Here is a 26,521-nt window from a genome sequence, read left to right as displayed (position 1 = left end):
TTCGAGCGGTCACCCACGGTCGAGTCGTCAGTCGGGCTCGAAAAGCGAGCCACGCTCGAGTCGTCAGCCGGGCCAGGGTTGTCTGCTGGGCTCGAAAGGCAAGCCAGGTTCGAGTGATCAGCCGGGCTCGGGCTGTCAGTCAGGCCCGAATCGTCAGCCAAGCTTCGAGTAGTCAGCCAGGTTCGAGAGGCCAGCCAGGATCGAGGGGTCGGCCGAAGCCGTGCAGCTCGAGAGGCCAAACGGGTCGGATGGTCAGCCACGGCCGTACAGCCGGGCGGGGTCGAGACGCCAAACGGATCGAGTGGTCAGTTGACGTCGCGAGTGGTCAGTTTCGGTCGATTTCTGCTCGGATTTCGACCGAAGCTGACCACTCGACGTCCTTCTCGACCAGAAGTGACCACTCGACCGGACCCCCGACCGGGCATGCGAACCAGAACTGACCGCTCGACGCCAGGGCGATGTGTCGGAACCGGTACAACTCCGCCACGCGGGATGCACGGTTGAGGACTTGACTGGTGTGCAGCATCAGAACGCACCCTGAAGGAGTTCCTGTGCAGCGCTTCCAGCACTCCGCATCCCCCGGCGACATCCCCCGCGATCTCTACGGGATCCCCGTCATCCCCCGGTCCTCGGCCGTGCCCACCCCGGCGAGCGTCGCACCCCGGCGCACTCGCCAGGATGCACCCGGACGACGCGGGGTCAGGACCTTCCTCATCGTGAGCCTCCTCGGCGGCCTCGTCCTCACAACTTCCGCCGTGGCATCAGCATTCGGGATCATCTGACTCGCACCGCCACGAGCCCCTTCACCCGAGGTGACGCGCGAGTAGACTTGATCCATGGCTGAAGAATCCGCGTCATCGAAGACGTCGACCACGAATGCTCCCACGAAGTCGTCGAAGGCGAAGCGCTCGTCGTCAGCGAAAGCCGGATCCGGAGGCGTACCAGCGAAGGGTTCGGCCGCTGCGACCACAGCGAAGAAGAACGCTGGGAAGAAGTCCGCGAAGACGGCACCTGCGAAGAAGTCCGGCACCAAGGAGTCCACCGCAAAGGCGGCCACGTCGATGAAGGCCGGCTCATCGGCGAAGGCGGGCTCGTCGTCGAAGACGAAGACGTCGTCCTCGAAGACGTCGGCGAAGAAGGACGCTACGAAGGCCGGAGCGAAGAAGTCGAGCCCGAAGACCGCTGACGCGAAGAAGACGAGCGCAAAGGCCACGGCTGCGAAGAAGGACACTGCGAAGGCACAGGCCGCGAAGAAGTCCGACGCCAAGAAGACGGCTGAGGCGGCCACGGATCTATCGTCCGCGAAGAAGTCCACCTCATCTGCGAAGGCGCCATCTGCGAAGACGACGACTGCGCAGGCGTCGGGCGGGGCGAAGACAGCAGCCGCGCAGAAGTCGGGGACGACGACGCCAGCGAAGGCGAGCGACGCGAAGACTGCGGCGTCGAAGGCGGCCGACGCCACGACGACTCCGTCTCAGACATCCGCGCCGGCGGCAGAGAAGACCGCTGAGAAGACGGCGGAGAAGTCACCCGCCGCGGAGAAGACCGACACCCCGCAGTCGTCCCCCGCGAAGACCTCCGCACCGGAGTCGACAGCTGCGCCGTCGACCACCTCAGCGCAGTCGGTGAAGACGGAAGAAACGTCGCCGTCCTCATCGGCGGCCTCGCCGCAGTCATCGACCGCGGCGGCCCCGGCATCCCGGACTTCCCCGGTCATCGACCGGACCTTCGTCGAGACCTATGCACCGCGCTACGAGGTCACCGACCTCGAGAAGCGCGTCCTGACCAAGGACGGCCCCAAGGCCCGCAAGAAGGGGAAGACGAAGCGCAAGAGCTTCCTCCGGGTCGGCGAGTGGAAGGGCCTCGCGGTCCTCAACCGCCTCGAGCTCCACCCCAAGGACGACGTCGCGTTCATCACCGAGATCGCGATCGATTCGGACACCCCGGACCGGTTCCGCGTGGATATCCTCCGCACCCTCGACGGAGTGGGGGTGCCGCTCGCGAGCTCGCTGCTCTCCGCGGTGTACCCCGATCGCTTCGCGATCCTCGACGCCCGCGCGGTGAGCGCACTGCACGCCGCCGGCCACCTGAGCTCGGAGAACCCCGCCAGGATCGAGTACCGCGACTACCTCGCCGTCATCACCGAACTGGCCGACAGCACCGGGTGCTCTCCGCAGGAGATCTACCGCGCGCTCTACGCCTGGTCCGACGCGAAGTAGGCTGCCCGTTCCACGAGCTCCTGCTCCCTCGGCAGGGTTCTGGCGCGCCCGGTCGATCACCGGCGGGCGGACCAGTCACCGGTACCGCCCCGCTGCTCGCCCAGCCTCGTGCGCAGATGCGGGATGACGCGATCCCGGGTGAGCGGGGCGAACTGCCGCTCATCCGTGTCCGCCGGCAGGTCGTCCCACGGGAACCAGCCGGCCGCGTCGATCTCCTCGGCCACCTGCGGCGATCCGACGTCGAGCCCGCGCGGAACCCCCGCATGGAGGAACACCGTTCCGGTCACGGTGAAGCCCGATTCGTTCGCCGCCCGCGCGGTCCAGGTGCCGAGCTCCTCGAGGTCCGCGTGCTCGATGACGAGTCCGAGCTCCTCGGCGATCTCGCGGATGATCGTGTCGGTCCCGGACTCTCCCGGTTCCGGCTTGCCGCCGGGCAGCATGAACGACGTCGTTCCCGCCTTCCGCACCATCAGGAGGTGCTTTCCGTCCGGATGCACGACGACGAGCGCGAACACGACGATATTCACGTCATTCACTTCGCCATTCACCTCGCGCACCGCCCCGGATGATCCCCGGCGTCGTCCGGCTCGCACCCCGAGCCGGACGACGCCGGGGCCGCCCTCGGTCGCCCTCCGGTCAACCCCGTCACCTCGGCCACCGGCCCGAAGCTCCGCGCATGTGCGAGCCGAGCACGTGAGTGTCGACGATCCCCACCGCTTCGAAGAGCGCGTACATCGTCGTCGGGCCGACGAATCCGAAACCGCGCTTCTTGAGCGCCTTCGACAGCGCGACCGATTCGGGGCTCGAGGTCGGCACCTCGGCGAGAGCCCGGGGCTCGGGGGTGGTCTCCGGGGCGAAGCCCTCGATGAACGCGACGAGCCCGCCGTCCTCCCGCAGGTCGACCGCGGCGCGGGCGTTGCGAATGCACGCCTCGATCTTCCCGCGGTGACGGATGATGCCGGGGTCGGCGAGCAGCCGGTCGACGTCGGACCCGTCGAAGGCCGCGACCGCATCGACATCGAAGTCCGCGAAGACCTCCCGGAACCGCGGCCGCTTCCGGAGGATGGTGAGCCACGACAGACCCGCTTGGAAGCCCTCAAGGCTGAGGCGCTCGAACATCCCCGATTCCGTGGTGACCGGCAGGCCCCATTCGGTGTCGTAGTAGTCGAGGAGGAGCGGGTGCCCGTAGGCCCACGGGGTGCGCGCCCGGCCGTCCTCGCCGACGACCGGTCCGCCGCCGCTCTCCGGCACTCCGGCCATCCCACCTGCCGGCGCTCCGGCTGCCGGAGCGACTGCCGTCGAACGCGCCGAAGCACCCTCTTCCCCACCTGCCGTCGCCCCGGCGGCCAGCCCGTCAGTACCCGTCGGGTCGTCCGCCGCACCGGCCCCGAGGTCCTGCTCCCCGGCCACGAGGTCCTGCTCCGCACTCATGCGGACGAGTCTACGGGCGCGCACGCGAAGGCGCCCGCCGGCGGATGCCGACGGGCGCCTCGGGTGCGGGGAGACCCCGCGTGCGTCACTTCTGCTTGTAGAACAGCTGCTTGTTGCAGAACTCGTCCATCGCGAGCGGGCCAAGCTCACGTCCCACGCCGGAGCGCTTGACGCCGCCGAACGGCAGGAACTCGCGCGACTGCTCGGGGCTGTTGATGAACACCATGCCCGCGTCGATCTGCGAGCCCACCTTCGCCGCCTTGTCCGCGTCAGAGGAGAACACGGCCGAACCGAGCCCGAACGGGGTGTCGTTCGCGAGCTCGACGGCCTCCTCCTCGGTGGAGACCTTGAACACCATGAACGCCGGACCGAACAGCTCCTCGTGGTAACCGCGCTTGCCCGGCTTGACGTCGGTGAGCACGACGGGCTTCACGAAGGCGCCCGGGGTGTCGTAGTCGCCCTCGCCGGCGTGGATCGTCGCGCCGTCGGCGACGGTCGCGTTGACCTGCTCCATGAACCGCTCCTTGGCCGCCAGGCTGGACAGCGGGGAGAGCTTCGAGCCTTCGGCCGCCGGATCCTCCGGCGTGGCCTCCTTCGCCGCAGCGGTGAGCTTGGCGAGGAACTCGTCGTACATGTCCTCCATGACGATCATGCGCTTGGGCGAGTTGCAGGCCTGCCCGGTGTTGCCCATCCGGGTGCCGAAGAACGTCTTGACCGTCGCATCGAGATCCGGGGTGTCGAGCAGGATGTACGGATCGGAGCCGCCGAGCTCGAGCACGACCTTCTTGAGGTTCTTGCCCGCGGCCGCGGCGACCGCAGAGCCGGCGCGCTCGGAGCCGGTGAGCGACACGCCCTGGTTGCGCGGGTCGGGCAGGATGACGTCGGAGACCTGCTCGTTGGTCGCGTACACGTTGATGTACGCGTCCTTCGGCAGCCCGGCGTCCTGGAAGATCTGCTCCATGACCTCGGCCGACTTGGGGCACTGCGGAGCATGCTTGAGGATGATCGTGTTGCCCAGCGCCAGGTTCGGCGCTGCGAAGCGGGCGACCTGGTAGTACGGGAAGTTCCACGGCATGATGCCGAGCAGCGAGCCGACCGGACGGCGGAGAATGTAGGCCTCGGCATTCTTCGGGCCGCGCAGCTGCTCCTCCTCGATGAAGGCCTTCGCGTTGTCGGCGAAGTAGTTGTAAATCAGACCGCAGAGCGCGATCTCGCCCTGGCCCTCCGGCACCGCCTTGCCCATCTCGAGCTGGATGATCTTCGCGAGCTCCTCGGAGCGCTCGTTGTAGATCTCCGCAACCCGCGACAGCACAGCGGTGCGCTCCTCGATCGGCGTGTCCCGCCACGACTTGTACTGCTGGTGCGAGCGCTCGAGCGCATCGGTGATCTGCTCGTCGGTGGCAGTGGGATACTCCTCGACCACTTCACCGGTAGCGGGATTGACGACCTGGTACTGCGACATGTGGACGCTCCTCTTCGTTGAAGGTACTGGTCCCACGGTATGCCCGCGATTCCGGGCCTGGCAACCAGAACGGCCCTCGGGACCGCCAGGTGAGACAGGTCACACCCGAGCCTGGCGAAAGACTGTGATCCGGCGGCGAGGGGACCGTGAGTAGACTGCGAGGGACCGGCATCCGCCGCCGTCGACGCACCCCCGGACGAAGGAGTTCCCATGGCCGCCGCCGAGGCGCTCGCCCGCACCTACTACACAACCGTCGACGCCGGGGACCCGGCCGCCACCGCGGCGCTGTTCGCCCCCGAGGGCACATACGACCGGCCGGGCTACGACACGCTCGTCGGCGAGCAGATCAGCGAGTTCTACCACGGCGCCCGGGTCATCGAGTCCGGCGCTCACACCCTCGACGAGATCATCACCGACGGGAACCGGGCTGCCGTGCGCGGGCGGTTCGACGGGGTGCTCAAGTCCGGCGCCGAGGCGCACGAGGGCTTCGCCGACTTCTTCGTCTTCGACGACGCCGGGCTCATCACCCAGCGCACGAGCTACTTCTTCCGCGCCGCCGTCTGAGCGTGCGCGGTCTGAGCGTGCGCGTGGGCTGAGCGGGTGCGCGGAGCGTCCCACGGCGACCGCCGACGACTCAGCCGAGTTCGCCCCGCAGACGGAGGACCCCGTCCTGGACCGCGTCCCGGCGGCGGATCGCCTCGGGCGCGGCCTGCTCGCCGTAGGCCTCCTCGACCTGCGCGATGACCGGTTCCATCCTCTCGTCCGACATGTCCGGATCGGCGGGATCGATCGCCGCGAACGAGGGGCCGATGTGCTCCATGAATCCGCGGAACCCTCGCGCGCCGCCTCCCATGTGCATGCCCTCGAACGGCCCCACTGCGGCCCAGCGCAGTCCGAGCGAGTTCCGCACCACCGCGTCGACATCCGCCGGTGACACGACGCCGCGCTGGACGAGGGCGACCGCCTCCTGCAGGACCGCGTTCTGCAGCCGGTTGCCGACGAAGCCCGCGGCCTCGGCCCGGAGCACCACCGGCTCCTGTCCGCAGCGGCGGTAGATCCCGACCGCGCGCTCGACCGACTCCGGCGCCGTCCGCTCCCCCGGCACGACCTCGACGAGCGGCATGACGTGCGGCGGGTTGAAGGGGTGGCCGATGAAGACGCGAGCGGCGTCCTCGTCGGTCATCCGGGCGGCGATGGTGCTCGCGGTGATCGCCGAGGAAGACGAGACCAGGAGCGCGTCGACCGGCGCGTACTGGGCGAGGTCGGCGAACATCTGGACCTTGACGCCCGGGTCCTCCGGGCCGCTCTCCTGGACGAGGCGCACCCCGTCGACCGCCTCGTCGAGCGAACGGGCCACGGTGAGCAGCGCCTCGGCCTCGGGCACCTCGGCCACGAGCGCGGCGCAGACCTCGACGAGATCGGGCCGCGGATCGAAGATCCGCACCGGTGCCCCGTGCGCTGCGAACCGCCGCGCCCACGACAGCCCGATGGTGCCGGCACCCACCACGGCCACCGGGGCGAGACGCTGCGGTTCGGCAGTGCCGGAAGCGGTGTCCTGGGTGTCGGCTTCGGGGCCGGCGGCCGCGCGGGAGTCCGCTGCGGGGTCGGCGGCCTGGGAGGAGCGTGCGGGGTCGGCGGCCTGGGCGGATCGTGCGGTCCGATCCGTCCCGGTCGATGCCCCGGCCTGCTCGTCCGCTTCCGGTGCCGCGTCCGTGCGCGGCACGCTCACCGTGCTGAGATCGAGTTCCGAATCGCTCATGCGAGAAGGCTACTCCCCCGCGGAGGGCACCGCCGAGGTCGATGGCGGCTGTCGACCAACGCCTGTTGCGCGCTGACGGTGGCTGCACCGAGGCGGCGCGACCCACGGTGCGGGACTGCGCGACCACGGTGTGAGACCGCTGGGCACCTGTGCAGAGACAGCGGGCGCGAACGGTATCTGCGCACGGGCTCAAGTGGCAGAATGAGCGCATGAGCTCAGTTGATTCGAAGATCCTCGCGATCGCCGAGGACGAACTTGCCGCAGCCCAGGAATCCGCGCGGATCACCATGCGCGCGCTCCACTCCGCGCAGGAAGCGGCCGAGGCCTCGCTCCTGCTCGACGAGGTGTGGAACGTCGGCCGCGCCGGCACCACGCAGCTCGAGCCCGGGCTGATCGTCGCACTCGCCCACGCGGGCAACTACGTGGCCGGCGCATTCGACTCCGAGGACGACTCGCTCATCGGCGTCACGATCGGGTTCTTCGGCGAGCCGCTCGGCAAGATGATGCACTCGCACATCGCCGGGGTCCGCCATGAGCAGGTGGGCCGCGGCACCGGCGCGGCGATGAAGCTCCACCAGCGACTGTGGTGCCTCAACCGCGGCATCCGCCAGATGACCTGGACCTTCGACCCGCTCATCGCTCGGAACGCCTACTTCAACTTCAACCGCCTGGGCGTCAACGCCCTCGAATACTTCGAGGACTTCTACGGGCAGATGCGCGACGGCGTCAACGAAGGGCAGGCCTCCGACCGGCTTCTCGTGTCCTGGCGCCTCGACCTCCCGGCCAAGCGGACGCTACTCGGCGAGGACGCCCTCGGCCGCGCGGTCCATGCCCTCGACCTCGGCGAGCACGGTGAGCCGGTGCTGAGCGAGGTGCCCCGGAGCACCGAGGTCGCCGCCGTGCGGATCCCGGCGGACATGGAGACTCTGCGCGGTGACGACGCCGAGCTCGCCACCCGGTGGCGGATGGCCCAGCGCGATGCGATGGCCGGGCTGCTCGCCGACGGGTGGGAGGTCAACGGCTTCCTCAAGCAGGGCGTCTATCTCTTCACCCACCCCGACGACGGCGACTTCGCCGAGGACGAGATCAGCACCGCCGAGGAGGCCGGCCCCCGCGACTGAGCCGGGCCCGAGGCGGTTGGGAGCTGACGTGGGGCTCCCCGGCTGGCTGAGGGCGGGGCAGTGGACGTCCCTCCCTACCGGCCGGCACCGCCCCCGGGAGCGGACGCGCGGACGCCCCGGCCGATGCCGCCGGTCGTCCCGGAGTTGACTCACACGCAGAATCTGCCGCTGCGCGCGGATCCTGTACAGGATCTGCGTGCAGCTGCAGTTCTCGTTGACATCTCACCTGTAAAGCGCATCGAGAGGTCGGTTCGGGTCGCTCGGCGCCGACAGGCAGGCCTCGGCCCGAACTGGCGCGAAGATCCGTACACCGCGCGGCCGCGCGCCGAGCGGGGAACCGCTCTGTGCAACGGAAACTGCGGTGGCGGCCGGAGCCTTCACAGTTTCCGCCCGCCACCGCAGTTTCCGTCGCACTCTCCGTCACGACCGGGTTGAGGCTCTCGCCGGGCCGCCAGACCGTCGACCTCGGGCGAGCAGAACCACCGAACCGTCGAATTCAGGCGGGCAGCCGCCGACCTCAGACGAGCACACCCACCGGGCCGCCCACTCCACGCAGAACCGTCTACTCCACGAGGGTGACGAGGTCCGTGCGGAGGGTGGCCGGATCGACGTCCGGGCCGGGCTCGGTGACGTAGACCTCCCAGAAGGGCAGCCGCACCTCCGCTCCGCGGCTCCGGAGCTCCCCGAGGAACGCCTCCCACGCCTGCCCCAATCCGTCGTACCCGCCGAAGTGCGAGAGCACTGCGGTGCGCCCGCCAGGAATCCGCGACTGCTCGACCACGAGCCCGCCGTCGAGCTCTGCGGGCTCGCCGAGATCGGCATCGATCGGCACCCCGACCTCGATGTCGACGGTGTCATCCGGCTGCCGGTGATGGAGCGCGAAGGCCGGCCCGGCCGGAGAGATCCCCCGCAGTCCGAGCACCGCGAACAGCCCGGAGAACGCCGCATCGAAGAGCGTGCGGAGCTCGGCCATCGGGTACCGCTCGGCGCGGATCACCGCAGTGGTGACCTCCGCGGCGTCGATGATCGCGAGCTCGCGGCGGGGCTCATCCACGGAGCCTCCGGTCATGTCGATCACTCCGGCCCGGCGCCGCGTGCTGCAATGCCGCACGCCGAGGTTCCGGTCGCCGAGGTGCTCCGATGCACCGCCGCAGCGTCACGCACCTTCGCCCCTCCGCACTCCGGCCCGGCGCCGCGCACCATCGTGTTCATTCGCTCCACTGCGAGCGCAGGAGCTTCTTGTCGAGCTTGCCCACCGAGGTGCGCGGCAGCTCGTCGACGATGATGACCTGGTCGGGCAGCTGCCACTTGGCGAAGCGCTCGCCGAGCACCTCGGCGATGTCCTCGCGGGTGACGTCCCGGCCGTCGCGCGGGACGACGTAGGCGACCGGGCGCTCCTGGTACTTCTCGTCCGGCACGCCGATGACCGCGGCCTCGAGCACGTTCGGGTGGTCGAGGATCCCGTTCTCCATGTCGATCGAGGAGATCCACTCGCCGCCGGACTTGATGACGTCCTTGAGCCGGTCGGTGAGCTTGAGGTAGCCGGCCGGGGTGATGACGCCGACGTCGCCGGAGCGCCACCAGCCGTCGTGGAAGCGCTCGTCGTTGTCGGCGAGCTGGTGGTAGCTCGTGGTGATCCACGGTCCGCGGAGGAACACCTCGCCCACGCTCTTGCCGTCGCGCGGCAGCTCGACGCCGGTGGGGTCGGCGATCTTCATCTCGACGCCGGCGACCGGCAGTCCCTGCGAGCGCTTGAGGTCCCAGCGCTCCGCCTCGGACAGCTCGCCGAGGTCGGGCTTGATCTGCCAGTTCACGGACACCACGGGGCTCGTCTCGCTCGCCCCGTAGGCGTGGATGATCTGCGCGCCGGTGAGGTCGGAGAAGCCCTTCATGAGCGACAGCGGCGGCTCGGTGGCCCCGGACACCAGGCGGGCGCGGGACAGATCGGGGGTCTCCGGCAACGCCTTGATGTACTCGAGGATCGGTGCGAACAGGGACGGCGCGCCATTGGCGACGGTCACGCCCTCGCTGATGAGCGCCTCGGCGACGTCGCCGATGTTGTCGGCGGTGAAGCGGCCGGGCAGCACGACGCGGGCCCCGGCGGCGACCGCAGCCTGCGGGATGCCCCAGGACACCACGTGGAACATCGGGGTGACCGGCATGACGGTGTCGGTGTAGCCCATCTTCAGGGCGTTCATGATGCCGAAGGTGTGGAGGTACATCGAGCGGTGGGAGTAGTAGATGCCCTTGGGGCGACCGGTGGTGCCGGTGGTGTATCCGGCGTAGCTGGCGGTCGTCTCCTCGATGAACTGCCAGTCGTACTCCTCCGGCCGGCCGGCGAGCAGGTCCTCGTAGAAGTGGACGTTGTCCAGGGTGGTCGAGATCTCCGACGACGGTTTGTCCGTCATCACCACCCAGCCCTTGACGGTGGAGCGGACCTCCTCCTTCTGCGCGAGCTGCTCGGCGATCGGCAGGAGCGATTCGTCGACGAACACCCATTCCGCCTGCGAGTGCTCGACGACGTAGACGAGGTCGGCCGGGGCCAGGCGGAGGTTCATCTGGAGCATCGTCGCGCCCACCGAGGGGACGGCGAAGTAGAGCTCGAAGTGGCGCAGCTGGTTCCAGTCGAGCACGCCGGCCATGGTGCCGGCGCCGATCCCGAGCTCGTCGAAGGCGTGGGCGAGCTGCGCGACGCGGCGGCGCATGTGCCCGTAGTCGGTGCGGTGCCAGGCGCCGTCGATGCTCCGGTGGACGATCTCCGTGTCCGGGAACACGGTCGCCGCGTGCGTGAGCAGGGAGCTGATGTTCAATGGGTAGTTGTCGCCCATGGTCGACGGGATTCCTCTGAGCATCGGAGCTCCTTCTCACTTCGCTGTGGCCGGATGGTGCGGTGCTGGTGGTGCGGTGCTGGTGGTGCGAGTGAAATCATATCGCGTGATCGGCGTCACGCTCGCATTCCGGACTAAAGGCTAACATTTCTTCGTCGACCGCCGCCGAGGCGCCCGCCGGCAGGGCTGGTCACGTTCCGGGCCACGTACCCGGACCGCCGCCGACATGCCCGCCGGCAGGGCTGGTCACGTACCCGGGCGCGCACCCGGACCGCCGCCGAGGCGCCCGCCGGCAGGGCCGGTCACGTTCCCGATCACATCACGCACCCGGGCACGTGCCGTGGGGACGAGAACGGGCCGGGGACCGCTGCTGCGATCCCCGGCCCGCTGCTCGAACCGTGCCGGCACCTCGATCTCGACTCACACCTCGGCACCGGCCCGCACCTCGGCACCGGCCTGCACCTCGGCGGCGTGCGTCACTCCACCGGCTGGGGTCCCGGGAAGTCGGGCAGCCATTCGGGGTAGTCCGCGGGGATGCGGGCGGGGAACTCCGGCGGGCGCTTCTCGAGGAACGAGGTCACGCCCTCCTTCGCGTCCGACATCCGGCCGAGCTCGTAGATCCCGCGCGAGTCGAGGCGGTGCGCCTCCCACGGCGAGTCCGCGCCGAGCATCCCCCACAGCATCTTCCGGCCGGCGGCCATGGTGAGCGCCGAGGAGCCCTCGACGAGCTCCCGCGCCACCGCGTAGGTCGTGTCCATGAGGTCGCCGGCGGGCACCACGCGGGACACGAGCCCCGCCTCGAGCGCCTCCTGCGGGCCGAACACGCGCCCGGTGTAGACCCATTCGAGCGCCCGGTTGATGCCGACGACGCGCGGCAGGAACCACGTCGAGGCCGCCTCGGGCATGATCCCGCGCTTGGCGAACACGAAGCCGAACTTCGCGTCCTCGCTCGCGATCCGGATGTCGCACGGCAGCGTCATCGTCGAGCCGACGCCCACGCCGGCACCGTTGAACGCGACGATCACCGGCTTGCGCATCGCCGCGATCGCGAGCGACACCCGGCCGCCGCCGTCACGGCGCACGCCCTCGATGGTCTCCCCGCCGTCCCCGGCGACGTCGACGGCCGCGGATTCGCGCGCGTCGTAGTCGAAGGTGTTCGCACCTCCGGACAGGTCCGCGCCGGGGCAGAAGAACCGCCCCTTGCCGGTGAACACGACGACCTTGACGCCGTCATCGGCATCCGCGGTGCGGAACGCCGCGATGAGCTCCTGGCCCATGAGCGCGGTGAACGCGTTCTTGGTCTGCGGGGAGTCGATGGTGACGGTGGCGATCTGCTCGCTCACCTCGTAGGTGATGTGGGTGTACTCGGACATCCTCGTCCTCTCGCTCGGGTGGGGTGGTGCTCAGGCGCTGGGGCGCGGGTGCTCGCTCAGAAGACCGAGTACCCGCCGTCGATGACGATCTGCTGGCCGTTGGTGTAGGCGCTGCCGGGCCCGGCGAGGTACACCGCGGCGGCGGCGAAGTCCTCGGGGGTGCCCCAGCGTCGGATCGGCACGCGCTTGATGACCTTCTCGGTGAAGGTGTCGTTGCCGACCGCCGCGGACGTCATGTCGGTGTCGATCCACCCCGGCAGGATCGCGTTCGTGCGGATGCCGTAGCGGGCGTACTCGGTGGCGAGTCCGCGCATGATCGCGAGCACCGCGCCCTTCGTGGCGCCGTAGTGGACGTTCGTCGCCGCGCCCTCGATGCCGGCGAGCGAGCTCACGACGACGAGCGAGCCGCCCGACTCCTGCTTGATCATCTGCTTGATCGCGGCCTGGAAGCTCAGCACCACGCCGTCGACGTTGACCGCCGCGATGTCGTGGAACTCGTCGAGCGTCATCTCGTGGAACGGCCCCTTCTTCCCGCCGATCCCGGCGTTGGCGATGAGGCTGTCGACCCGGCCGAACTCCTCGATCGTGCCCGCCATCGCGGCCTCGACCTGGGCGGGGTCGGAGACGTCGCACGCGAAGGGCTTCACCGGCGCGAGCGCGGAGAGCTCCTTCTCCGCCGCCTGGTTCCGCTCGGTGTTCCGGCCCCAGATCGCGACCGAGGCGCCCGCCTGCGCGAGCCCGCGGGCCATCCCGAGCCCGATGCCGTTGTTGCCGCCGGTGACCACGGCCACGTGGCCGTCGAGATCGAGGAAATCACTCATCGTCGTTCACTTCCCTTCGAACTTCGCGGCGCGCTTCTCGCGGAAGGCGGCCACGCCCTCGGCGAAGTCGCCGCTGGACTGGAGACGGGACTGCCCCTCGGCCTCGCGGTCGAGTGCGGCGTCGAGTTCGGACAGCGTCGCCTGGTTGACCGCGTACTCGGTCTCGCCGAGCGACAGGGTGGGCCCGGAGGCGAACTGCGCGGCGAGCTCCTGCGCCCGCTCGAGGTAGGTCTCCCCCGGGGTGACCTCGGTGGCCAGCCCCCACTCGAGCGCGGTCTTCGCCTTGACCTTCTCCGCGGTGAGCGCCATCCGCAGAGCGCGGTGACGACCGGCCGAGGCGGCGACGAGCGCGGTGGCGCCGCCGTCGGGCATGAGTCCGATCTTGGTGAACGCGAGCATGAGATACGCATCCTCGCTGAGCACGACGTAGTCGCAGATGAGGGCGAAGGAGCAGCCCACACCGGCGGCGGGGCCGGACACCGCGGAGATCGTCGGGACCTTGAGGTCGCGGATCTTGCGGATGATGCGGTTGATGACGTCGAGGCCGACGCCCTTGCGCTCGCCGCCGGCCGCGGAATCGCCGCCGAGGTCCGCGCCGGAGCAGAAGGAGCGCTCGTCACCGGTGATGATGACCGCGCGGGCCTCGGACGCGGCGCGGTCGACGGCCGCCTCGAGCGCCGCGGCGACCTCGCGGGTCACGGCGTTGAGCGCCTGCGGACGGATGAACTGGATCGTCATGACACCGTCGTCGACGGTGACCTTGAGGTGCTGATCGTGCTGATCGGCCATGATCGGACCTTTCGTCTGTGGAGTGCGGGGTGAGGGCTCGGCCGGGCCGGGCCGGGAGGACCCGCCCGGTGGCCGGAATGCCGGCGCCGAGCGGGTCGCCGGCTCAGGCCTCGGGCTTGACCTCGAGGAGGACCTTGCCGAGCACGGCGCGGTTGTCGAGCTCGGAGATCGCGGCGGCGGCCTGCTCGAGCGGGTAGGTGGCGTGGATGTGCGGGTTGAGGCGGCCGGCGGCGACGTGCTCGGAGATCACGTCCCACTGCTCGGCGATGAGGTTCGGGTTGCCGCGGGTCGCCTCGCCCCAGGCCACGCCCACCACGGAGATGTTCTTCAGCAGCAGGCGGTTGACCTTGACGGTGGGGATCTCGCCGGCGGTGAAGCCGAGCACCTGGAGGTGCCCGAAGCGCTTGAGGCAGCGCAGCGAGTCGGTGAAGCGGTCGCCGCCCACCGGGTCGTAGACGACGTCGACGCCGTCGGGGAAGATCTCGAGGACGGCATCCTTGAAGCCCTCGGCCTTGACGACGTGGTGCGCGCCGAGGTCCTTGACCATCGCGGCCTTGTCGTCGGTCGACACGACGGCGACGACCTCGAGGCCCATCGCGAGCGCGAGCTGCACGCCGGCCGAGCCGAGCCCGCCGGCGGCGCCGTGGACGAGCACCGTCTGGCCGGGCTGCACATTGCCGCGCACGCGCAGCGAGAAGTCGGCGGTGAGGAGGTTCATCGGCATCCCGGCCGCGTGCGCGAGGCTCACCGAGTCGGGGACCTTGACCGTCTGCTGATCGGCGGCGACGAGGTACTCGGCGAAGGTGCCCTTGCCGGTGATCGCGGCGACGCGGTCGCCGACGGCGAAGCGGGAGCCCTCGCCGACCTCGACGACGGTGCCCGCGGCCTCGGAGCCGAGCACGAACGGCAGCTCGTGGCGCACCTGGTACATGCCGCGGGTCTGGAGGAGTTCGGGGAAGGTGACGCCGGCGACGGCGACCTCGATGAGGACCTCGCCGGGGCCGGGGGCGGGACGCTCGGCGTCGACGAACTCGACGGCCTCGGGTCCGTCGAGGCGGGTGACGTGGATGGCCTTCATGTGTCTGTCTTCTCTCTGTGTGGGTGCCTCGGGCCGGGCGGCCGGCGCCGAGGTGCCCGCCGGTGCTGCTAGGCGGACGCCTGCTCGGTGAGCTTGCGTTTGACGAGCTTGCCGGTGGGGGTGCGCGGCATCTCGTCGATGAAGTAGAACTTCCGCGGGATCTTGTAGCGGGCGACGTGGTCGGCCAGCCAGGTCCGGATCTGCTCGGCGAGCTCCTCGCCGGGGCGCACGTGGTCCTCGGCCTCGATGTACGCCACGGCGATCTCGCCGAGCTCCTCGTCGGGCTCGGCGACGACGGCGACGTCCTTGACGTCGGGATGGAGCGCGAGCTCGCTCTCGACCTCCTGCGGGTAGATGTTCACCCCGCCGGTGATGATGAGGAAGCTCTTGCGCTCGGCCATGAAGAGGAACCGGTCCTCGTCGAGGTACCCGAGGTCGCCGATCGTCGTCCAGCGCTCGTGGACGGGGTGCCGGGTGCCGGCGGTCTTGGCCTCGTCCTTGTAGTAGACGAAGAGATCCTTGTCCGGGTCGGCCTCGAAATAGATCGTGCCGACCTCGCCGGGAGGCAGCTCCTCACCGTCGGGGCCGCAGATGTGGGCGATCCCCATGAGGCCGTCGCGGCCCACCGAGCCGGGCTTGCGCAGGGCCTCCTCGCTGTTGATCACGGTGATGCCGTTGGCCTCGGTCGCGGCGTAGTACTCGTAGATCACCGGACCCCACCACTCGATCATCCCGCGCTTGACCTCGATCGGGCAGGGTGCGGCGGCATGGATGGCGGCCCGCATGCTCGACACGTCGTACTTCTCCCGCACCTCGGCGGGCAGCTTGAGCATCCGGACGAACATCGTCGGCACCCACTGCGAGTGCGTCACCCGGTGCTTCTCGATGAGGCCGAGCGCGGTCTCCGCGTCGAACTTCGGCATGACGATCACGGTGCCGCCGCGGGCGTGGGTGGTCATGACGAAGCGGATCGGGGCCGCATGGTAGAGCGGTGCCGGGGACAGGTAGACGGTGTCCTCGCCGAACCCGTAGAGGGCGGTGAAGAGCTGGATGAGCGGGACGTTCTCGTCCTCGACGGACTGGTCCTTGAGCGTCGGCAGGATCCCCTTGGGCCGGCCGGTGGTGCCCGAGGAGTAGAGCATGTCGTCGCCGCGCGGCTCGTGGTCCGGACGCTCGGGGCTCGCGGCGGCGAGCACCGCTTCGTAGTCCTCGGCTCCCGGGAGCGATCCCCCGACGGCGACCCGGTGGGGGATGTCCGCGCAGGCCTCGTTGAGCTCAGCGGCGGACTTCAGCCCGGTGGAGATGAGGACGACGGAGGCGTCGCAGTCGTGGATGATGTAGGAGCTCTCCGCGGGCGTGAGGTGCTGGTTCACGACGGTGATGAACGTGCCGCTGCGCAGGGCCGCCCAGTACGCCTCGATGATCTCCATCCGGTTCTCCGCGATCATCGCGACGTGGCCCCCGGGCTGCAGGCCGAGGCCACGGAAGTGGTTGGCGAGCCGCAGGGAGCGGTCCTCGAGCTCGGCGTAGGTGAGGGTCTCACCGGTGTCGGCCATGATCACGGCCGGCTTGTCGGGGGTCGTCGCCGCCCACTTGCCTGGGTACATGCACATCACTTCCTCGTGATCGGAGAACTGCCGCGTCGGCCGGGCGTCCGGACGGACCGACCGGCCGCGTCGCCGGCACACCCTTGTGAACCGGCGGTTGAGGACTACAATCAATCTTACCGAACGCTTGTTCAGAAACGTTAGTGGGAAACCCCGCAACGCACAAGACCCGACACGGCATCGGTCCGGGGACCGGCCGCCGCAGAACTGGAAGACGACCATGACCACGACGCCCTTCGCCGAACACCCCGCCCGCCTCACCCGCGAGCTCATCCACACGCTCGTCTCCGAGAAGGACGACGGGCCTCTCGCCGAGCACGTCGCGTTCATCGCGGAGAAGCTCGCCGCCGCAGCCGCGGACCCGGCGAAGATCGTCCTCGACGACCCCCACCCGCAGCGCAGCCACATCGCGCACGACATCACTCCGGCCTCCTCGGCGCGGAACCCGATCGCCCCGCCGATGGACATCCGCTGGAACGGCGACGAGTCGCGGTGCTCCCTCACCCTGCCGCTCCAGTACCAGGGCCCTCCCGGCCGGGTGCACGGCGGGATCGTCGCGCTCATGCTCGACCACGTCCTCGGCAACGCCGCGAACTCCGGCGGCGTCCCGCGCGCCTTCACCCGCTATCTCAACGTGCTCTACGACGCGGCGACCCCGGTGGGCGAGCCGCTCGTCATCACCGGCCGGGTGACGAAGGAGGAGGGCCGCAAGCGCTTCCTCGAGGGCGAGGTCACGTGCCACGGCGAGGTGCGGGTCAAGGCGGAGGGCCTCTGGATCCAGGCGAAGGATTCGTGATGGAAGGTTCGGTGGGTTCGGAGGACTCGGTGGGTTCGGAGCGCTCGGTGCCTGCGGAGCCCGGGCCGGACCGGGCGGGCGGGGCTGCCGGCGTGCCGGGTTCGGCCGCGGGCCTGGCGGGTGCGGGCCCGGCGGGTGTGGGCGCAGGCCGGACGGGTGCGGGCGCAGACCGATCCGGCGCGACCGCTGACCGGCCGGGTCCGGCCGCGGACCGGCCGGCTGCGACGATGCGGGCGGTGCGCCTCGGGCCGGGGATGGACTATGCGGTCGCGGAGTTCCCCGTCCCCGAACCGGCCCCCGGCCAGGTGCTCGTCGAGATGGCCTATGCCTCGGTGTGCGGGTCCGACGTCCACCTCGTCGACCCCGACTTCCACCGGCCCGAGATGGTCGGCTCCCCGGGGTATCCCGGGCACGAGGGCGTGGGGCGCGTCGTGGCCTCGCGCGCGGACGGGATCGAGCCCGGCGCGGTCGTGCTCACCGTGCCGAGCGGGCGGTTCGGCGGGTGCTTCGCCGAGTACCAGGCGCTCGATGCCGGCAGTGTGATCCCGCTGCGCGAGGGCGACGACCTGCCGCATGTGCTCATGGCCCAGCAGCTCGGCTGCACGATCGCCGCGCTCGCCAAGTACTGGCGCGAGGGCATGCGGAGCGCTGCGGTCATCGGCCTCGGGTCGGCGGGACAGTTCTTCGTCCAGCTGCTCCGCGCCCGTGGCGTCGAGGTCTTCGCCTCCGACGTCGACGCGGCGCGGATCGCGTTCGGCCGGGAGGCGGGGGCCCGGGCAGTGCACGCCGACGAGCTCGCGGCCACCGTCGCGCAGGCGCATCCGGAGGGCGTTGACCTCGTCATCGAGGCCGCCGGGCTCGATGCGACCCGGGCGCTGGCGATCGAGCTCGTGCGGGTGCGCGGGGTGGTGGGCAACTTCGGCTACCCCGAGTTCCAGGTCGGGACGTTCCCGACGATGGCGGCGTTCCGCAAGGCGGCGACCGTCGAGTGGTTCTCGAACGCGCAGGGCGAGCCCGGTCAGTGGTGCTTCCACGAAGCGCTCGATGCGATCCGCACGGGCGCGATCGAGGTCGGGCACATGACGGAGGTGCGAATGGGGCTCGAGGACGTCCCCCGGGCGCTCGCGATCACCGCGGCCCACGGCGAGGGCGCCGCCAAGATCACCATCGCCATCCGCCCCGAGAGTGCAATTTTCGAAGGTTCCTGAGAGCGAATCCGCACGATTTCGCAATCTCACGGCGCTTCCGGGTACCCCCGAGGCGCCTCCGGCCCTCTCCGGAAGGCCCCACGCTGCGCCTCCCACTGCGGGGGTGCATGGGTGCCTCCCGTTTCGGGGATCCGTGGGCGCCGAGGGGCAGGGCCGGGTACCCGGAAAGCGGCTGGAGGCAGCCACCGGGCGACTCCGGGAACGCTCCGGTGGTTGCCGGGAGCGTCCGGGTGGCCGCGGGGAGCTCACCTGCCCCCAGCGATGGCCTCCGCACTCCCATCAGATCCGGTCTAGTAACGCATCGATCGTGCGCAGGTTCCGCGCGGTGCCGCCGAGGCGCCGGAGGATCGCGGCCGCCGGCCTCGACGCCGACAGCCCGCCCGGGGTGAGGAGGTATGCGGTAGCCCCTTCAACCGCCACCTCCGTGTCCGTGCCCGAAGTCAGCCCCCGGATCTCGTCGAGCACACCGGCGGGCGGCGACGCGGCGAGGAGGATCAGGTGGCAGAATCGCGGATCGTCCGGCGCGAACGGGCACGCGCTGCGGGCCGCCGTGAGGTCTGCGGCGGCGAGGACCGTCGTCGGCACCGGGAAGCCGGCGTGCTCCTCGAGCGCGGCGGCGATGCGAGCCGCCCACACCTCGGCCTCGGAGGCACCCGTCCCGGTCCCGTCCGCCCTGGCCCCGGAGGCACCGGCCCCGGTCCCGTCCGCCTCGACCCCGTTGCCATCCGCTCTCCCGGTGAACACGATGTTCCCGGACTGGATGTAGGTGGCCACGTCCGAGGCGCCGAGCGCGTTGAGCACGGCCCGCACCTCGGCCATGGGCAGACGATGCGCGCCGCCGACGTTGATCGCCCGGAGGAATGCCGCGAATCTCTGCGGCGTCTGCTGTTCGGTCATCCGATCCTCCTGTCAGCGCGGAACTGCCACCGGATCCCCCTGCCGGAGCGACGGTGAGCCTCCGGATCCACCCTTCCGCGTCGCTGGGGTGAGTGTGCAATTTCCGAAGGTTCCGTTCACAGGAACCTTCGGAAATTGCACACTGCGGGTCAGTCGCCGGTGACCTGGTCGCGCAGCGCGCGCTTGTTGACCTTGCCGACCGCGGTCTGGGGCAGGGAGTCGACGATGAGGACCTGCTTGGGAGCCTGCACCGCACCCTTGAGCTCCTTGACCACGGCGATGAGCTCCTCCTCGCTCGCCGTCGCGCCGGACTTGAGGATGACCGCCGCGGTGACCTGCTCGCCCCACTTCTCGTCGGGAATGCCGAAGACCGCGCACTGCGACACTGCGGGGTGGGTGCCGAGCGCGTCCTCGACCTCGCGCGGGTAGACGTTGAACCCGCCGGAGATGATCATGTCCTTCTTGCGATCGACGATGAACAGGTAGCCCTGCTCGTCCATCCGCGCGATGTCGCCGGTGTGGAGCCAGCCGTCGACGATCGTCTCCGCGGTGAGATCGTCGCGGCGCCAGTAACCGGTCATCGCGCCGCGGCCGCGCACGCACAGCTCGCCCGACTCGCCGACCGGCACGTCCTCCCCCATCGGGTCGAGGATCCGCACGTCGACGGACTCGACCGGCTTGCCGCACGACAGCAGCAGCGCGGGATCCTCGTGGTCCTCCTTCGACAGGATCGACACCGGGTAGCACTCGGTCTGACCGTAGAGCTGCCCGAACACCGGGCCGATCCGCTCGATGCCCTCGCGCAGCCGGCTCTCCGACATCGGCGAGGCGCCGTAGAGGATGTACTCGAGGCTCGAGCTGTCGCGGGTGTCGAGGTCCGGATGGTCGAGGAGGGCGTAGACCATTGTCGGCACGAAGAGCGTGAAGTTGATCTTCTCCCGCTCGATCGTCTCGAGCACCGCCGCCGGATCGAATCCGGCCATGAGGTGGACAGTGCCGCCCTTGACGAGCGTCGGGAGCACGTTCGTCCCGGCCACGTGGCTCATCGGCGGGATGAGCAGGTAGCGCGGGGTCTCCGGGAGCTCGAAGTCGGCGAGGATGTCCGCCGTCGACGGCCCGAGGTTGAACTGGTGCCGGTAGGCGCCCTTGGGGCGTCCCGTGGTGCCGCCGGTGTAGTTGATGATGCTGAGGTCCTCGTGGTTCCCGATGACCTGCATGTCCTGCGGGCCCACCGAGGCGGCGGCGGATTCGAGGTCGGCGGCGAAGTCGGCGGGGCTCATCGTCCACATGTGCAGTCCGCCGTCCGCAGCGACCTTCTGGAGCTCGCGCCCGCGCTCCCCGTAGGTGGACTCATCGACGACGAGGGCCTTGACCTGGGCGTCGCCGATCTGGAACGTCTGGTCGGCGAGCGAGCCCATGGGATGGAGCCACGTGATGTAGAGCCCGAGGGACTGCACGGCGGCGCCGAGCACCCAGACCTCGTAGCGGTTGGCGCCGAGGGCCGCGACTCCGTCGCCGCGCTGCAGACCGGCGGCGGTGAGCACGGCCTGGTAGCGGCCGATGAGGTCGAGCACCTCGGCGTAGGTCTGCTGACCGCGGACGTCCTTGAACGCGATGCGCTCGGGATAGCGCTCGAGCGTGCGCTTGACGGTGGTGCCGTAGGCGGGTCCGGTCAGGTGGGCGGCGATCTCCATCGATGCTCCTCGTGGGTGATGGAACCCGGTGCGGGTCCGGTGGCTGTGGCTGACGGATTCGGCGGCGGGTGCTCTCGGGCTGGTCTGGGCTGGTCTGGGCTGGTCTGGTGTGGTCTGGTCTGGATTGAGCTGGTCTGGGCCGGTCAGGTGGGGCAGGCCGGTCAGGTGGGGAGTGCCGGGCTGGTCGGACAGACCGGGCCGAGTCGGGCCGGGTCGGGTCAGATGGGACGGTCGCGGGCCGCTGCATACTCCTCGGCGAACCGGGCGACGAGCGCCTCGACGCTCATCACGCTCCTCACGCCGGCCACGGAGTGCCCGGCCGAGTGGATGTCCGCCCAGCGCCGGGGGCCGAGGCCGCGGGCCCGGTTGCCGAACAGCTCGGCGGCGGCCTCGGGCCGGATCTCCTCGTCGAGCGCCGCCGGGTCGAGGCCGGCCGCGCGGATCGAGGGCAGCAGCATGTTCGTCGGCAGACCGGTGAACGCCGAGGTGAGGAGGATGTCATCGGAAGTGGCGGCGGTGATCTCCGCGGAGTAGTCACTGCTCGCCGGACTCTCCTCGGTCGCGATGAAGGGGGTCCCGGCATAGGCGAGGTCGTACCCGGCCACGCGGGCCGCGGCGAGGCTGCGTCCACCGGTCATCCCGCCGGCGAGCACGACCGGGCCGGAGAAGAACTCCCGGACGGCGGTGATGAACGCGAAGGGATTGAGCCACCCGGTCTGGCCGCCGGCACCCGCGGTGAGGAGGATGAGGCCGGTCGCGCCCGCGGCGACCGCCTTCCGGGCGTGGGCCACCGTGGCGACGTCGGCGAGCACCGCGATCCCCGCCTCGGCGAACAGTCCGGTGACCGGCGCCGGGGAGCCGACCGAGGTGATGACGAGCCGGGCGGAGGACTCGGCGACGAGCGCGGCGTGCTCGGCGGCGTGCGCATCGGCCATGACGAGGTTGGGGCAGAACAGGCCCGAGGCGCTGGCCTGGATCGCGTCGAGCTCGGTGAGCCAGTCGCGCAGGCCCGCGCTCGAGCGCGCGTTGAGCGTGGGGAAGGCGCCGACGATGCCGGCGCGCATCGCCGCCGAGGTCAGCGCGACATCGGAGATCCGCAGCATGGGGGCGGCGATGAGCGGAATCCTGAGTCCGGAGAGGTCCGAGGTGAGGCCCGTGGCGAGTCGGGCGGCGGGATCCGAGGTGGGACCCGAGGCGAGGCGCGTGCCGTGGCCCGAACCGAGACCCGTGGCATCTCCCGGAGCGCGGTCCGCGCCCGACCCCGCGCCGAGATTGCGAATTCCTGCGGAATCGCTCTCAGGAACCTTCGGAAATTGCGGTTTCGAGGGGGAGGTCATGGCGAGGTCACTGTTCGTGCTCGAGGAGGGCGAGGGCGGTGCGCACCCAGGTCTCGATCATCGGCTCGGTGTCCGGATCGCGGCCGGAGAAGGTATAGGTCAGGGCCATGCCGCGCATGCTCGTGAACACGACGTCGAGCATCGCCGGGAAGGCGGGGTCGGCGCACACGGTCTCCCCGAAGATCCGGTGCGTGTTCTCGCGGACGCGCGCGAGCACCTGCTTCTCGTGGTCGATGAGCTCTGCGGCGAGCTCGGAATCGGTGCGGGCGGCGATCCAGGTCTCGAGCGCGGCCCAGAAGTTCGGGTGGAAGAAGGTGAGCCAGATCGTCCCGATCGCCCAGCGGACTCGCGCGGGGACGTCGGACTCCGGCGGCGCGGCGGAGTAGTCCGAGGTGCGGGTGTCGAGCCGGTCGGCGGCGAGCCGGCTGATCGAGGCGGTGATGAGGGCGCGCTTCGACGGGAAGTGGTGGAGGAGCTTGCCGCGGGACACTCCCGCCCGCTCCTGCACCCGCATCGTCGTCGTCGCCGCATAGCCGTCCTCGAGCAGACACGCGATCGCCGCGGACAGGATCTCCTCGCGGGCGACTCTGCCGCGCTCCTGTCCGCCCGGCTGCTCGACTGGTCGTCCGGCGATCCCGGGGCCCAGGGTGTCCGCGACCGGCGACCCGGCGAGACGCAGGCGAGCGGGCGCGCCGCCCGGGCCCTCGGGAGCTTCCCCCGAGGGCCCGGCCGACAGCGCCTGCTCACTCGTCATCGGTCGATGGCCCGGATCACTTCGGCGCCATGCGGATGGCGCCGTCGAGCCGGATGGTCTCGCCGTTGAGCATCGGGTTCTCGATGATGTGCTGGGCGAGAGCGCCGTACTCGGAGGGCTGGCCCAGTCGCGAGGGGTGCGGGATCTGCTGGCCGAGCGAGGCCTTGGTCTCCTCGGAGGCGCCGGCCATGAGCGGCGTCTCGAAGATGCCCGGAGCGATGGTGTTGACCCGAATGAGGGTCGAGGCGAGGTCGCGGGCGATCGGCAGGGTCATGCCGACGACGCCGGCCTTGGACGCCGAGTACGCGGCCTGTCCGATCTGTCCGTCGAACGCCGCCACCGAGGCGGTGTTGATGATGACGCCGCGCTCACCGTCGATCGGCTCGGCCTGCTGCATCTGCGCCGCCGCGAGCCGGATGACGTTGAAGGTGCCGACGAGGTTGACCTGGATGACGAAGTTGAACTTGTCGAGCGGGAACGGACCCTTCTTGCCCGACACGCGGATGGCGTTGCCGAGGCCGGCGCAGTTGACGGCGATGCGGAGGTCACCCAGCTCCTTGGCCTTGGCCAGGCCGGCGAGCACCTGCTCCTCGTTCGTCACGTCGCCCTGGACGAACTCGATGCCGTCGATGTCGGCGACGGCCTCCCCGCCCTTGAGGTCGTAGGCGACGACCTTGCCGCCGGCGGCGACGATCGCCTTCGCGGTGGCCAGTCCGAGGCCCGAGGTCCCACCGGTGACGAACGCCACCTGATCCTTGATCTGCATATCGTTGACTCCTCATCGAATGAACGCGTGTGAACGCAGCGGAAATGCTTACCAGTCCATATTGACTGTTTTTCCCGGATATGTGAAGCTGATCGTACGTTTAGTCTGTTTTTTACCGATCGCATCCCGCACGAACAGAGGAGTTCCCATGACCGATGCAGTGATCGTCGCAGCCCGCCGCACCCCGACCGGAAAGCGCGAGGGCGTGCTCTCGGGCATCCACCCCGCCGACCTCTCCGCCCTCGTCCTCGAGGACCTCGTGAAGACCGCCGGCGTCGACCCCGAGCTCATCGACGACGTCGTCTGGGGCTGCGTCACCCAGGCCGGTGAGCAGACCGGCGACATCGGCCGCACCGCCGCACTGTCCGCCGGATTCCCCGAGACCGTCACCGGCGTCACCGTCGACCGCCAGTGCGGGTCCTCGCAGCAGGCCGTGCACTTCGCGGCCGCCGGCATCATCGCCGGCCAGTACGACATCGTCGTCGCCGGCGGCGTCGAGTCGATGTCGCGCAACCCCATGGGCTCGTCCTCGATGGGCAAGGTCCCCTACGGCGAGAAGTTCCTCGCCCGCTACGACAACACCAAGCCCAACCAGGGCGTCGGCGCGGAGATGATCGCCGAGCGCTGGGGCTTCGACCGCGAGGCGATGGACAGCTTCGCCCTCCTCTCCCACGAACGCGCGGCCGCCGCCACCGACTCCGGCGCCTTCGAGTCCCAGATCGTCCCGGTCGAGACCGAGCACGGCCTCATCACCGCCGACGAGGGCATCCGCCGCGGCGGCACCCTGGAGAAGCTCGGCAAGCTCAGCACCGTGTTCAAGGAGGACGGCGTCGTCACCGCCGGCAACGCCTCGCAGATCTCCGACGGCTCGGCCGCCCTCCTCATGATGAGCTCGGATCGCGCCAAGCAGCTCGGCCTCAAGCCGCTCGTCCGCGTCCACACCGCCGTCCTCGCCGGCTCGGATCCGGTGATCATGCTCACCGCCCCGATCCCGGCCACCCAGAAGGCCCTCAAGAAGTCGGGCCTCAAGGTCGACGACATCGGCACCTTCGAGGTCAACGAGGCCTTCGCCTCGGTCCCGCTCGCCTGGCTCAAGGACATCGGCGCGGACCCGGAGAAGCTCAACCCGCACGGCGGAGCGATCGCGATGGGCCACCCCCTCGGCGGTTCGGGTGCGCGCCTCATGACGACCATGGTCCACAACATGGTCAACAACGACATCAAGTACGGCCTGCAGACGATGTGCGAGGGCGGCGGCCAGGCCAACGCCACCATCCTCGAGCTGCTCTGAGCCGCTCGTCCACGACCGGCGAATCCGCCGCTACCACACCCAGGAGAGTGCGATGAAGCGCAATCTGTACACCGCCGACCACGAGGACTTCCGCAGGACCGTCGCGGCGTTCCTCGAGAAAGAGGTCGCACCCCACTTCGACGAGTGGGAGAAGAACAAGATCGTCGACCGCTCGATGTGGAAGGCCGCCGCCGACGCCGGCGTCATCGGCTTCTCCCTGCCGGAGGAGTACGGCGGCTCGGGTATCAAGGACTACCGCTTCGAGATGGTCCGCGGCGAGGAGGTCGCCAAGCGCGGCTTCGGCTCGGCCACCTCGGGCTGGGGCGTGTCCGACGGCATCGTCCCCGGCTACTTCGAGTCCTTCGCCAACGACGAGCAGCGGCAGCGCTACCTGCCGGGCCTCGCCGCCGGTGAGAAGATCGCGGCGATCGCGATGACCGAGCCGGGCGCCGGCTCCGACCTCCAGAACATCACGACGCGCGCCGTCCGCGACGGCGACGAGTGGGTCATCAACGGGGCCAAGACCTTCATCACCAACGGTCAGAACTGCGACTGGGTCGTCGTCGTGGCCCGGTCCAACCCGGACGTCCCGGCCTCGAAGGGCGTCTCGCTCTTCATCGTCGACTGCGACACCCCCGGGTTCGAGCGCGGCCGCAACCTCAACAAGGTCGGCCTCGCCGCGCAGGACACCTCGGAGATGTCCTTCACCGATGTCCGCGTGCCGCACGCGAACCTCCTCGGCGAGGAGGGCAAGGGATTCATCCACCTCATGACGAACCTGCCCTACGAGCGCATGGGGATCGCGACCGGCGGGCTCGCCGGCGCCCGCGCCGCGCTCGAGTGGACCTCGAAGTACGTCTTCGAGCGGGAGATGTTCGGCGGGACGCTCGGCGACCTGCAGAACACCCAGTTCGAGCTCGCCGAGCTCGAGGCCCGGGTCGATGCGTTCGAGGCCTACGTCGACCGCTGCGCGCTCGCGCTCAACGACGACGAGCTCACCGCGGTCGAGGCGTCGAAAGCCAAGCTCGTCGGCGCGGAGCTCCAGCTCGAGGTCGTCACCCGCTGCCTCCAGCTCCACGGCGGCTACGGCTTCATGCTCGAGTACCCGATCGGTCGGGCGTTCCGCGACAGCCGGATCCAGACGATCTACGGCGGCACGTCCGAGGTGATGAAGTACATCATCGGCAAGGACATCAAGAAGCGCTACGCCCCCAAGAAGTAGGCCCGAGGAGGCGGCGTCCGAGCCGCCTTCTCACCCTCCGCGGGACGCCCGCAGGAGAAACTTGATAA

Annotated in this window: 25 protein-coding genes; 7 read left to right on the top strand and 18 right to left on the bottom strand. The window is 70.0% G+C overall.

Annotated elements, in window-relative coordinates; translation table 11 throughout:
• Nucleotides 1-601: 601 nt before the first annotated feature.
• Both C1A17_RS12975 and C1A17_RS14280 read right to left on the bottom strand, forming a co-directional pair.
• Complete coding sequence (locus C1A17_RS12975; RefSeq protein WP_101653368.1) at nt 602-1,462, bottom strand: hypothetical protein; 861 nt, start codon at nt 1,460-1,462, stop codon at nt 602-604.
• Nucleotides 1,463-1,474: 12 nt separating this feature from the next.
• The gene (locus tag C1A17_RS14280) at nt 1,475-1,612 is read right to left on the bottom strand and encodes a hypothetical protein (RefSeq protein WP_180953330.1); all 138 of its coding nucleotides are present in this window, start codon (nt 1,610-1,612) and stop codon (nt 1,475-1,477) included.
• Nucleotides 1,613-1,625: 13 nt separating this feature from the next.
• On the opposite strand from C1A17_RS14280, the gene C1A17_RS12970 reads away from it, so the two are divergent.
• Complete coding sequence (locus C1A17_RS12970; protein WP_101653367.1) at nt 1,626-2,219, top strand: hypothetical protein; 594 nt, start codon at nt 1,626-1,628, stop codon at nt 2,217-2,219.
• Between the two features lie 56 nt (nt 2,220-2,275).
• Here the strand turns inward: C1A17_RS12970 and C1A17_RS12965 are convergent, their stop codons facing one another.
• The 3 genes from C1A17_RS12965 to C1A17_RS12955 form a co-directional block, all read right to left on the bottom strand.
• Nucleotides 2,276-2,755: an NUDIX hydrolase gene (locus tag C1A17_RS12965; protein WP_101653366.1), complete on the bottom strand. Its 480-nt coding sequence runs from the start codon at nt 2,753-2,755 to the stop codon at nt 2,276-2,278.
• A 109-nt stretch (nt 2,756-2,864) separates the two neighbouring features.
• Entirely contained in the window at nt 2,865-3,479 is a 615-nt protein-coding gene (locus tag C1A17_RS12960) for a DNA-3-methyladenine glycosylase I (RefSeq protein ID WP_101653365.1), read from the bottom strand.
• Between the two features lie 256 nt (nt 3,480-3,735).
• Entirely contained in the window at nt 3,736-5,112 is a 1,377-nt protein-coding gene (locus C1A17_RS12955) for an NAD-dependent succinate-semialdehyde dehydrogenase (RefSeq protein WP_101653364.1), read from the bottom strand.
• Nucleotides 5,113-5,322: 210 nt separating this feature from the next.
• On the opposite strand from C1A17_RS12955, the gene C1A17_RS12950 reads away from it, so the two are divergent.
• Entirely contained in the window at nt 5,323-5,676 is a 354-nt protein-coding gene (locus C1A17_RS12950; RefSeq protein WP_101653363.1) for a nuclear transport factor 2 family protein, read from the top strand.
• A 70-nt stretch (nt 5,677-5,746) separates the two neighbouring features.
• Here the strand turns inward: C1A17_RS12950 and C1A17_RS12945 are convergent, their stop codons facing one another.
• Nucleotides 5,747-6,871, bottom strand: a complete 1,125-nt coding sequence (locus C1A17_RS12945; RefSeq protein ID WP_101653362.1) for a 3-hydroxyacyl-CoA dehydrogenase NAD-binding domain-containing protein — start codon at nt 6,869-6,871, stop codon at nt 5,747-5,749.
• A gap of 209 nt (nt 6,872-7,080) precedes the next feature.
• Between C1A17_RS12945 and C1A17_RS12940 the strand changes: the two genes are divergently transcribed.
• Nucleotides 7,081-7,992, top strand: coding sequence for a hypothetical protein (locus tag C1A17_RS12940; protein ID WP_245873754.1), 912 nt, complete (start codon nt 7,081-7,083; stop codon nt 7,990-7,992).
• A gap of 562 nt (nt 7,993-8,554) precedes the next feature.
• Here C1A17_RS12940 and C1A17_RS12935 read toward each other — a convergent pair.
• The 7 genes from C1A17_RS12935 to C1A17_RS12905 form a co-directional block, all read right to left on the bottom strand.
• Nucleotides 8,555-9,046 (bottom strand): GyrI-like domain-containing protein, encoded by a 492-nt coding sequence (locus C1A17_RS12935; protein ID WP_245873753.1) that lies wholly within the window; start codon nt 9,044-9,046, stop codon nt 8,555-8,557.
• Between the two features lie 154 nt (nt 9,047-9,200).
• A complete protein-coding gene (locus C1A17_RS12930; RefSeq protein WP_101653360.1) occupies nt 9,201-10,844 on the bottom strand; it encodes a long-chain-fatty-acid--CoA ligase in 1,644 nt (547 codons plus the stop codon).
• A gap of 452 nt (nt 10,845-11,296) precedes the next feature.
• Nucleotides 11,297-12,193, bottom strand: coding sequence for a crotonase/enoyl-CoA hydratase family protein (locus tag C1A17_RS12925; protein ID WP_101653359.1), 897 nt, complete (start codon nt 12,191-12,193; stop codon nt 11,297-11,299).
• A gap of 56 nt (nt 12,194-12,249) precedes the next feature.
• Nucleotides 12,250-13,014 (bottom strand): SDR family NAD(P)-dependent oxidoreductase, encoded by a 765-nt coding sequence (locus C1A17_RS12920; protein WP_101653358.1) that lies wholly within the window; start codon nt 13,012-13,014, stop codon nt 12,250-12,252.
• A 6-nt stretch (nt 13,015-13,020) separates the two neighbouring features.
• A complete protein-coding gene (locus tag C1A17_RS12915; RefSeq protein WP_101653357.1) occupies nt 13,021-13,803 on the bottom strand; it encodes an enoyl-CoA hydratase-related protein in 783 nt (260 codons plus the stop codon).
• Between the two features lie 103 nt (nt 13,804-13,906).
• Entirely contained in the window at nt 13,907-14,881 is a 975-nt protein-coding gene (locus C1A17_RS12910) for an NADPH:quinone oxidoreductase family protein (protein ID WP_101653356.1), read from the bottom strand.
• A gap of 68 nt (nt 14,882-14,949) precedes the next feature.
• Nucleotides 14,950-16,494, bottom strand: coding sequence for an acyl-CoA synthetase (locus C1A17_RS12905; RefSeq protein ID WP_245873751.1), 1,545 nt, complete (start codon nt 16,492-16,494; stop codon nt 14,950-14,952).
• Nucleotides 16,495-16,708: 214 nt separating this feature from the next.
• Between C1A17_RS12905 and C1A17_RS12900 the strand changes: the two genes are divergently transcribed.
• Both C1A17_RS12900 and C1A17_RS12895 read left to right on the top strand, forming a co-directional pair.
• Nucleotides 16,709-17,284: a PaaI family thioesterase gene (locus C1A17_RS12900; RefSeq protein ID WP_101653355.1), complete on the top strand. Its 576-nt coding sequence runs from the start codon at nt 16,709-16,711 to the stop codon at nt 17,282-17,284.
• A 236-nt stretch (nt 17,285-17,520) separates the two neighbouring features.
• Nucleotides 17,521-18,492, top strand: a complete 972-nt coding sequence (locus C1A17_RS12895; protein WP_180953329.1) for a zinc-binding dehydrogenase — start codon at nt 17,521-17,523, stop codon at nt 18,490-18,492.
• Between the two features lie 279 nt (nt 18,493-18,771).
• Here the strand turns inward: C1A17_RS12895 and C1A17_RS12890 are convergent, their stop codons facing one another.
• The 5 genes from C1A17_RS12890 to C1A17_RS12870 form a co-directional block, all read right to left on the bottom strand.
• Complete coding sequence (locus C1A17_RS12890) at nt 18,772-19,389, bottom strand: DUF1697 domain-containing protein (RefSeq protein WP_101653353.1); 618 nt, start codon at nt 19,387-19,389, stop codon at nt 18,772-18,774.
• Nucleotides 19,390-19,538: 149 nt separating this feature from the next.
• On the bottom strand, nt 19,539-21,083 hold the full coding sequence (locus C1A17_RS12885) for an AMP-binding protein (RefSeq protein ID WP_101653352.1): 1,545 nt from the start codon (nt 21,081-21,083) through the stop codon (nt 19,539-19,541).
• A gap of 218 nt (nt 21,084-21,301) precedes the next feature.
• On the bottom strand, nt 21,302-22,420 hold the full coding sequence (locus C1A17_RS12880; RefSeq protein WP_219618282.1) for an NAD(P)H-dependent flavin oxidoreductase: 1,119 nt from the start codon (nt 22,418-22,420) through the stop codon (nt 21,302-21,304).
• A gap of 7 nt (nt 22,421-22,427) precedes the next feature.
• Nucleotides 22,428-23,174 carry a TetR/AcrR family transcriptional regulator gene (locus C1A17_RS12875; protein WP_101653351.1) on the bottom strand — a complete coding sequence of 249 codons (747 nt, stop codon included), beginning with the start codon at nt 23,172-23,174 and terminating at the stop codon, nt 22,428-22,430.
• 16 nt (nt 23,175-23,190) lie between these two features.
• Nucleotides 23,191-23,940, bottom strand: coding sequence for a 3-hydroxyacyl-CoA dehydrogenase (locus C1A17_RS12870; protein WP_101653350.1), 750 nt, complete (start codon nt 23,938-23,940; stop codon nt 23,191-23,193).
• A gap of 148 nt (nt 23,941-24,088) precedes the next feature.
• On the opposite strand from C1A17_RS12870, the gene C1A17_RS12865 reads away from it, so the two are divergent.
• Nucleotides 24,089-25,231: a thiolase family protein gene (locus tag C1A17_RS12865; protein WP_101653349.1), complete on the top strand. Its 1,143-nt coding sequence runs from the start codon at nt 24,089-24,091 to the stop codon at nt 25,229-25,231.
• Between the two features lie 52 nt (nt 25,232-25,283).
• Nucleotides 25,284-26,453, top strand: a complete 1,170-nt coding sequence (locus C1A17_RS12860) for an acyl-CoA dehydrogenase family protein (protein WP_101653348.1) — start codon at nt 25,284-25,286, stop codon at nt 26,451-26,453.
• The last annotated feature ends 68 nt before the right edge of the window (nt 26,454-26,521 follow it).

The sequence above is a fragment of the Brevibacterium ihuae genome, from assembly GCF_900184225.1.
GTDB lineage: Bacteria > Actinomycetota > Actinomycetes > Actinomycetales > Brevibacteriaceae > Brevibacterium > Brevibacterium ihuae.
This window is presented reverse-complemented; position numbering and strand designations above follow the sequence as displayed.